This is a genomic window from Sporosarcina ureae DSM 2281, from assembly GCF_000425545.1.
In the GTDB taxonomy this organism is placed as follows: Bacteria; Bacillota; Bacilli; order Bacillales_A; family Planococcaceae; genus Sporosarcina; species Sporosarcina ureae.
In genome coordinates, this window is record NZ_AUDQ01000034.1 from 1 (window position 1) to 2,761 (window position 2,761).

The window sequence follows — 2,761 nt, forward strand, 5'->3', positions numbered from 1 at the left end:
TTTTCAAAGAAATCCCTCCCAAAACATGTTCTATGGGAGGAGTATCTCACGAATCTTCTTCTATTAATATGTGTTCACGTTTTGACGCTTACATAATTAACAGTAAGCTAGACCGATGATATTTGTTCATTGTGTCTCCTCCTACCCCTAAATTGATTCTAATAATATGGCCGTATTACTAATAAGGTGCAGATCCTTGTTTCAGAACCACCCCGGATAACGGAATAATAGAACAACTCACACTACAATTTTTGCAATTAATTTTTCATCACGAAAATGTAAGTTTTCATTGTCTTCTAGCGTATATATATTACTTTTGGGTTGAGTAATTACCCAGTTATCGAATGCTTTACAACGTTTTTCGTCATTATAATGCGGACAAAGACTGCCTTTTAAAATTCCCAAACCTTTAAATTCTTCGTACTCTTCATCATTTTTCTCACTATAACAAGTTTCGAACCAACACATCGCTCCTGCACTTATTCCAGCCAAGATCACACCATTTTGATATGCTTCTATTAATACCATATCGAAGTGTGTTCTTTGCCAAGTTTCTAGCATGTATTGAGTATTACCACCGCCTACATATACAACATCTAAGGAATTTACAGTTTCTTGGATATTTGAATTCTCAAAGTCTTTTATTGTAATATGACTTGCGTGTTCTGTTTTGAAAGCACCATAAAACTTATTAATATAATCAGGTGCATCATTACTTGCCGTTGCAACAAATGCAATCTTTAATGGTTTTTGTTTGATAATAATTTTTAGTAAGTATTCGTCTATAAAAGCTTCATCTTCTTTGGAAAAGCATCCACTAGAAATTGCAAGGATATGTCTCTCCAATTAATAACTCTCCTTAGTGCTAGTATTTTGTAACTTGTCCAGTTTGTTGTGAAGTCTTTATGCACGAATAGCTCCCGATTACTTAAATCAATTTTTCTCCCTATACTCACGTTACGCAGATTTATACTTTTTATAAATTCTGCTGTATGCACTAAAAAACAAAAATCCTAAGAAACAACTAATCATATTTAAAATAATATCATCCACATCAAAAGATCCTAAATATGCAAAGAACTGAATGCTTTCTATGCTTACGATCAGCAGGAAGCATGTGAACATGGTTTTGATCATTCTTCTCTGAGAGCGGAAAGCCAATGGAATTAAAAATCCCATTGGAATAAAAGGAATGATATTACCTACGATATTTACAAGTGCGACACCGAAACTCAAATCTGCTAGGTAAATGCTAACTGTCTGGAATGGTATTAAATTATAATTCGATCCACCCTCAGCGCTTCTCATAATATTCATTTGCACAGTATTGATAGTGTTGTATATATTTCCGTTAAACTTAACCACAACGAAATTTATTACCAATACGATGTAAATGCCAAAGATGATTTTCCAATGGTTTTTATTCAAATTAAACACTCCGTAGTCTCAGAACTCCTATATTGGCCTGATTGGTGCACAATGGCTGTTCTTTTAACGCCCTCGTTTGTAGCACAAATCTTATGCAAGAAATGCATCCGTTAAATTAACCATGGCTAGTAAACTAACTCAAGGACTCAAACCATATGCAAGATTAAAAATACTAAATAAAATAAACAACACTATTACACTAAGCGATATGGCTTTTATAAAATAAGTCCAACGATTTTTTTCCATTGGCTTTGTTTTTTGAATAATTGCGTATAAAACAAGAATCGCAATTGGAATAATAAAAGCAAAACTAAACCCGTATGCCCAATCCCTATTCACGTCCCAGCCCTCTGGCATGACAGGTCCGTCATACATATTGTATTTCTTGTGAATACGATGATAACCATAGATGAATACGAAAGTAATAATAAGATAATAGAATGTTACCAATATTTTCACCCATTTATTATACAGAGCTTTTCCACTGAACAATAAGGACATAACAAGCAATAAAATGATAATAACTACAACGAAAATGGTTAACCCTCCAAACCTTCAAACAATCTTAATTACTGTTTTTTTTGCGAAATGGTTGTACAGTTAACGCCCCCGATTGTGAAAGCCTATTCTTTAAGGAGGGAATATACGTATGTATCATACGGCTTTCCATCTTGGTACATATAATTTCTTAATACTCCCTCTTGTTGAAAACCTACTTTTCCTAATAATTTATTCGAGGCTTCATTTTCAATAAATACGACTGCACCTATACGAGTTAAACCCATAACATCAAAGCCATAGGAGATGACTCGGGAAACTGCTTCTGAGGTATATCCCTTTCTCCATTGTTGCGGGTGAATTTCGTAACCAATTTCAGCTCGTTTATGTTTGGGCAACCAAGCATTAAAACCAATAGTTCCAATTATACCTTTGGTTTCCTTTCGCTCTATCCCCCATCGTATGCCTCTTTTTTCTCTATAATTTTTTGAGAATATATCTATGATTTTTTCTGCCTCTACCACACTTTTGAACGTTTCTTGTCCGTAAAAACGTGTTACGTCCTCGTTAGAAAAACAAGAAAAAATGCCTTCTGCGTCTTCATTTGTTAATTCTCTTAATATCAGCCTATCTGTTTCTAGTGTAGGAAACATATAATTCTCCCCCTTATTTATTTCGTAATATAGCAAAAATCAATTGAAATTTAATTATGCCTAGAACAAATTATTAACAAACTGGTCCGTTGTAACCGTCAAGTAGAATTCAACAGTTTTCGATAAATAACTTTCAACAGTTTTCATCAATTAAGACTCAACACTTCATTCTGTAAAAAGGG

Annotated in this window: 3 protein-coding genes; all 3 read right to left on the minus strand. The window is 33.8% G+C overall.

Features of this window, described 5'->3' with window-relative positions:
• Positions 1-237: 237 nt before the first annotated feature.
• Positions 238-846: a Type 1 glutamine amidotransferase-like domain-containing protein gene (locus H605_RS18785; protein WP_232321269.1), complete on the minus strand. Its 609-nt coding sequence runs from the start codon at positions 844-846 to the stop codon at positions 238-240.
• Positions 847-957: 111 nt separating this feature from the next.
• Positions 958-1,428 carry a VanZ family protein gene (locus H605_RS18510; protein WP_051210652.1) on the minus strand — a complete coding sequence of 157 codons (471 nt, stop codon included), beginning with the start codon at positions 1,426-1,428 and terminating at the stop codon, positions 958-960.
• Between the two features lie 623 nt (positions 1,429-2,051).
• Positions 2,052-2,579 (minus strand): GNAT family N-acetyltransferase, encoded by a 528-nt coding sequence (locus tag H605_RS0116850; protein WP_029055258.1) that lies wholly within the window; start codon positions 2,577-2,579, stop codon positions 2,052-2,054.
• Between the last annotated feature and the right edge of the window lie 182 nt (positions 2,580-2,761).